6 protein-coding genes are annotated in these 5930 nt (G+C 38.1%); 2 read left to right on the top strand and 4 right to left on the bottom strand.

The annotated features are described in order from the left end of the window. The 3 genes from Q8907_11530 to Q8907_11520 all read right to left on the bottom strand — a co-directional run. Positions 1–283, bottom strand: a 283-nt coding sequence (locus Q8907_11530; GenBank protein ID MDP4274898.1) for a penicillin-binding protein, incomplete at its 3' end; no start/stop codon positions are given. 69 nt (positions 284–352) lie between these two features. Further along, positions 353–1435 (bottom strand): glycosyltransferase family protein, encoded by a 1083-nt coding sequence (locus Q8907_11525; GenBank protein ID MDP4274897.1) that lies wholly within the window; start codon positions 1433–1435, stop codon positions 353–355. 108 nt (positions 1436–1543) lie between these two features. Beyond that, positions 1544–2779, bottom strand: coding sequence for a DUF1343 domain-containing protein (locus tag Q8907_11520; GenBank protein MDP4274896.1), 1236 nt, complete (start codon positions 2777–2779; stop codon positions 1544–1546). A 213-nt stretch (positions 2780–2992) separates the two neighbouring features. Between Q8907_11520 and Q8907_11515 the strand changes: the two genes are divergently transcribed. Beyond that, positions 2993–4237: an ABC transporter permease gene (locus Q8907_11515; GenBank protein ID MDP4274895.1), complete on the top strand. Its 1245-nt coding sequence runs from the start codon at positions 2993–2995 to the stop codon at positions 4235–4237. 89 nt (positions 4238–4326) lie between these two features. Here the strand turns inward: Q8907_11515 and Q8907_11510 are convergent, their stop codons facing one another. Further along, a complete protein-coding gene (locus tag Q8907_11510; protein ID MDP4274894.1) occupies positions 4327–4944 on the bottom strand; it encodes a hypothetical protein in 618 nt (205 codons plus the stop codon). 267 nt (positions 4945–5211) lie between these two features. Here Q8907_11510 and Q8907_11505 point away from each other — a divergent pair. Beyond that, on the top strand, positions 5212–5930 hold a 719-nt coding region (locus tag Q8907_11505), incomplete at its 3' end, for a glycoside hydrolase (protein ID MDP4274893.1).

Raw genomic sequence — 5930 nt, 5'->3', positions numbered from 1 at the left:
TTCCTTTTTGATTTCTTGAATAGGATGCATAACCATAATTAATGTCGGCAATGTAATCAACATAATTGAAAAACAGGTGGTTGTCCATTTCCGGAATAAGCAGGGATGGATTATTGGCAGCAAGGGATAAATCATCGTCGCTGAGTGCATTTAGTTTCCCTCCCAGGGCGGTGGTACGAGCTGATACCGGGAGCTCCAGAAAATCATAGGTTGAACTGCCTCCTACCTGGGCGGTAATTTTATCCAGGGAGAACGACAATAAGGAAACCATAAAAAAAATCATCCATTTTCCATTTGGGGCATTTTTGATTATGATATGGTTTTTTTGCAGATGCATATTCGATTTTATCTATCAAGACTTAAAATTAGAAATTTCTGCGAGATGTTTCTGAAATTCTGATTGAAAAGAATGGATCCATGATTTATATTTTTCTCTGTCCGGGCAAGGATTCTTCATATAATTCAAGAAAGAGGAGATATTGAATTTTTTTTCTGAAAGGCAGAGTCCGTTTTTTGAAGCAGCATAAGCATTGCAGAATTGCTCATAGTGATGGCCCGTAGGCACCATCATAACGGGTTTATCAAGGTAAAGGGCTTCGCACAACGCTTCAAATCCGGCAGAGGTAATAAATCCGGAACAGGTTCTGAGGTATTCTTCAAAAAGCCTGTCGTTGATCACATGGAAAGTGAGTCCGGGATATTTAAATTGCGGTGGAGAGTCGCAAAAGCAATGCACGATCACGTCCGGATAATCCTTATGCCAGGAAATGATTTCGTCGATATAGCCCGGATTTAGCAAATAAACCAACAGGAAAGACCCTGTTTCGGGTTGCATGTTTAAAATTTCTTTGCGCAGGAGAGGAGGAAGGATATATAATTTTCTATCTGGGACATCAGGCCATTTTTTATACGAGAGGGCCAGTAATTTCTGTGCTCCTATGCAGGTAAGCCTGGTATTCAGCTTCAACAAAAATTTCTCAATTTTTCTTTCCGTTGGAAAATGGAAATCCGGATGTTGCATGATTAAATGATGGCCCAGGCATACACAGGGCGTTTGAGGCCGATAAACAAAATACGTCAAACCGCAGAGCAGTTCATAAAAATTAATGACCACATCAGGTTTGTCATTTTGTATGGTTTTCCTGAGAAAGGCTATACTTTTGAAGAAGCGGCGGCAAATTCCAAGGTTATATATTAAAGAAGCAGCAATTCTAAGGCTTTTGCCAGACTTGTCAACCAGAAAGTCCGGACTTTCAAATGTTTCAACAGGTGGGGCAATACGTTGGCTTATAAATTCAGGGAGGATTCTTCTGTTGTTCCTTCCGATCAGCACGCGGCTTACTTCATGCCCGTTATCCCTGAGCAGTTCATAAAGTGAAACGGCTTCGGTGAGGTGGCCTCTTCCTTCTCCCTGAACGACAAAAAGAAATTTCAACTTAAAAGAAATTTTAAATGAAGCAGAAACGGGCATATTCGTTTATAATATGCGGGTTCCATTCAACTTTAATTTTATAGTTATTTGCAAATGAAAGATATAAAATTCCTATTCAAAGTCGGGATACAAGAGGTATTTTTTCCTCATCTCTTTAAACTTGGACAATTTACTTTGCCAGCTTTCCCTGATTTCTTCAATAGGCACATTTTTTTCTATCTGTTTCCTGAGTTCTTGTGTGCCGGAAAGGTTGTAAAAGAATTCATTGAAAAAATTCTCTTTATCCGGGAAATTTTCATAAGCAAATTTGAGGTAACTCAGATCGATTTGCTTTTTTCCGATGATCTCTTTTTCATTAACATTCCTCAAGTCCACTCCAAAGCAGGTTTGACCTTCTAAAGGGGGATATTTACATATTCCCTTTATGCTTCTGGGAGTAAAGGTGAAACTGGCATTTGTCATTTGCGGATGCCCAAAAACCTGAAAAGGGAAATCAGTTCCTCTGCCAACACTTATATGGGTACCCTCAAACAGCGCCAGAGAAGGATAGAGGTAAATTGAAAGCATATTCTGAAGGTTGGGTGAAGGATTCACTTTCAACCTGTACAGGCTTTTATGGGTATAGTTGGTGCAGCACACCACTTTCAGGTTGCATTTTTTATTTGTTTTAAGCCAATCCTCGCCAATGATCATTTGGGCATATTCACCCAGGGTCATTCCATGAACCATGGCGACCTGATGAAGGCCTACAAACGATTTAAATCTTTTTTTCAGCACCGGCCCGTCGACATAAAATCCGTTGGGATTCGGCCTGTCGAGCAGGATCATCTCTTTGCCGTTCTCGGCACAAGCTTCCATGACATAATATAAAGTACTGGTATATGTATAAAAACGTACCCCCACATCCTGCAGGTCGAACACTACAATGTCCACGTCTTCGAGGTCTGAGGGCTGAGGCTGAACATGTTCCCCGTAAATCGAAATTAAACTTAACCCGGTTTTCGGGTCAACAGAATTATTCATGGCTTCCCCGGCATCCCCCTTGCCCCTGAAACCATGCTCCGGGCAAAATATCTTTATTATCTGAACATTAAGCTTGAGCAGGCTGTCTACAAGATTGGTGTTATCAATGATTGAAGTATTATTGGCCACAAGAGCAACTCTTTTCCCTTTTAACAGCGGCAGGTATGCTTCTGTATTTTCTGCTCCCGTCCTGATGATGGGTTCCTGAGCTGACAGTTCAGGAAATAAGAGGAAGAAAAACAGAATAAATATTAATGAGAAAAGATTTTTTTTGAATTCAAATTTTGAAAGAATCCTGAAAACCGTCTTAACAGCCAATGTCATAAAAGTCAAAAATTTCAATTAAAAGAAAAATTTATATTCTCTAAAAATTGCAAAGTAAGCTTAAATTCTGAAGATTTAAACAATAATGTTTTTGAAAAAGCATGTAAAAGCCATAAAGAGATATGGAATTAAGTGTGTTTAAAACGGGAAAATCCACTTGATTATTAGCAAAAATTCAATTAGGTTTGCGCTTATTAAAAAATTTTATCCGTTTTGAACACAGAATTATTTATTGCCAAGAGACTAATTTCCGATAAAGACAGTCGCCATCACCTTTCAATGAGAATTGTCAGAATTGCCGTATTTGGCATTGCTTTGGGATTGTCTGTAATGATTATTGCTGTTGCTATTGTTACTGGTTTCAAAAAGCAGATAAGTGATAAAGTGATTGGTTTCGGATCGCACATTCAGATTATCAATTATGATAGTAATAATTCTTATGAAACCAAGCCTATAGATAAAACTGCCGTTCCGTTAAGAGTTGTAAAATCTATAGACGGAATTCAGCATATACAGGCTTTTGCAACTAAAGCAGGTATTATTAAAACCGAAAACCAGATTCAGGGTGTTGCCTTAAAGGGGATTGACAGCAATTTTGACTGGACATTTTTTAAGAAATCGCTGGTAGAAGGAGATATTTTCAGGGTTACAGATAACGTAACTACCAGTAAAGTACTTATTTCAAAATATTTATCATCACTTCTCCAGTTAAAAACAGGTGATGAATTTGCCATGTATTTTATTCAGGATCCACCCCGGATGCGGAGGTTTAAAATTTCAGGCGTATATGAAACCAGCATGATGGATTTTGATAAGGTTTATATTTTGACCGATATAAAGCACATACAAAAGTTAAATGGCTGGAATCCCAATCAGATAAGTGGTTATGAAATTTATGTAGATGATTACAGGAAGATAGACCAGGTAGATGAACAGGTCAAAAAAGTGGTGGGGAATTCATTCACTTCTGATGGATCAAGGTTGAAAGTCATTACCATTAAGGAAAAATATCCGCAGATATTTGACTGGATTAATCTGCAGGACCTTAATACCTGGATTATCCTGATATTGATGTTGCTTGTTGCAGGTTTCAATATGGTATCGGGATTATTGATCATCATTCTCGAGAGAACAAAGATGATAGGCATATTGAAAGCACTTGGCAGCGAGAATATCAGCATAAGGAGAATATTCCTTTATGAGTCCGGCTTTTTAATCAGCCGTGGCCTGCTTTGGGGAAATGTCATAGGGATCATACTTTGCCTGATTCAGATGCATTTTCACCTGATTAAGCTTGATGCCTCTTCTTATTTTATTTCCACAGTTCCCATTAATCTTAACCTTTTAAACATGGTTATTCTGAATATAGGGACATTGGCGATAACTATTTTAATGCTGGTTATCCCTTCCTTTGTCGTTTCCCGGATCAGTCCGGTTAAGACCATTCGTTTCGACTAAAAATCTCAAAATATAAAAGGACAGGCCTGTTGTGTATCCAACGGGCCTGTACTTTTTAGGATATTCATATAAAATTTCTATAAGATTTTTTAAAATTTCTGTTCGCTTAATTCATTTATCTTATTTTTAAGTCCTGCTAATTGTTCCTCCTGTTGTTTGCCCGCTTCCTCTAATCCTTTCAGGTCATTTTTTAAGGAATTGTTTTGTTCTTCGCGTTGCTGCATTTCTTTTTTTATGGCTATATCCATAATGTTTTTATGGTCATTGATTCTTTCCTCCAGGCCTTCGCGTATTTTCCTGATATGATTTACAATCAGGAAGAATGATATTATTCCGGCCAGTGCAAGCACAATCAATATAATAGCGATGAGACCTAAACGGTGTTGAAGGGTTGTGTTTTGTTTTTTCAGCTGATTGGCATCGGTTTGGGCAAAATTTGCTGAAATGACGGCTTTGTTCAGGGAATCGGAGTAAGTTTTTTGCTGTTTCTGCATCATCCCGAGTTGATCAGACAAAGTCTGATTTTTTTTTGATTCTGAAGCAGCAAACATTTTTAAACGGTAGTTTAACCGGCTGTTTGATTTTTTCAGCGTATTAACCTGCTGAGTTAATTGTTCCACCTGATTTTGAAGATTTTTCTCATCGTTTTGTGCATTTGCAAAAAAACATGAGAACAAGAAGAGGGTGAGGGTTAGAAAAATTTTCATGATAGTTGGTTTTATTAGATTAAACAAAAGGAAATCCGGAAAAAGGCAAAACATGAAAAAATGCAGAAATAGCATGTCGGAGATAAGAAAATGACATTTTCCAAATTACAAAAAGAATGTCATATAATCAAAAGTTAGGACTAATATTTAAATTAGTTTAGGTGGAAAAAATAATAAGGATGAAATTGGTCAAAATATGGCCTTCAATAGGGATTGATATTTAAATTTTTCATAAATTAGTATAAGAAATCAATCCCACCTTTTTTTATGACAACTAATTCGAAGAGAGGACTGGTCGTTATTTGTGCCTGCCTGATTTCAGTTTCCGGATTATGTCAGGTGCCTAAAATTTATATTGCTAATGATGACCACACGGATTACATGTGGAACAACAGCGAGAATGAATATAAGAATGCTTTTCTCTCGATGTTGGATTATTACATGAATCTGACTGAATCTACTTCCGGTTTGGCTTCCGACTATCAGAGCAAATGGAATTGTGATGGAAGTTTCTGGTTAAGGACCTATGAGTTAAACCGTACAGCAACGCAGTTTGATCGTTTAATCAATCAGATTAAATCCGGGCATATTACAGTGCCATACAACACTTTGATTGAAACATATGGGGCTCAGCCTCTTGAGGCCGTTATCCGGGGGATATATTACCCCGGCCACTTGGAAAGAAAGTATAACCTGAAATTTAAGATGGCCAGTGCCATGGAGGACCAGATTCTGCCTTATGGCTTAGGATCTGTCTGGGCAGGTGCGGGTGCGAAATTTGTCAACCATGGCATTTGCGGTTGCGTTACCAATGTCCCATATTCTGGTACAAGGAAATACGAAATTTATCAGTGGAAAGGATCTGATGATAGTACCTTATTGACAAAATGGTATTCTTTTAGCAGCAATAGCTATTCATTGGGCGGGTATGCTGAAGCCAGGAATCCTTCAACAGCTGTAGACCGGGCATTGGCAAAGTGCAACAC

This window comes from Bacteroidota bacterium (genome assembly GCA_030706565.1).
Lineage (GTDB): Bacteria > Bacteroidota > Bacteroidia > Bacteroidales > JAUZOH01 > JAUZOH01.
Note: the sequence above shows the minus strand (reverse complement) of the source record. Positions and strands in the feature narration are given on the sequence as shown.

What these genes read in the sequence shown, in the direction of transcription:
- Q8907_11520 (MDP4274896.1), bottom strand. Translation starts at nt 2,779, where the DNA reads ATGACATTGGCTGTTAAGACGGTTTTCAGGATTCTTTCAAAATTTGAA.
- Q8907_11510 (MDP4274894.1), bottom strand. Translation starts at nt 4,944, where the DNA reads ATGAAAATTTTTCTAACCCTCACCCTCTTCTTGTTCTCATGTTTTTTT.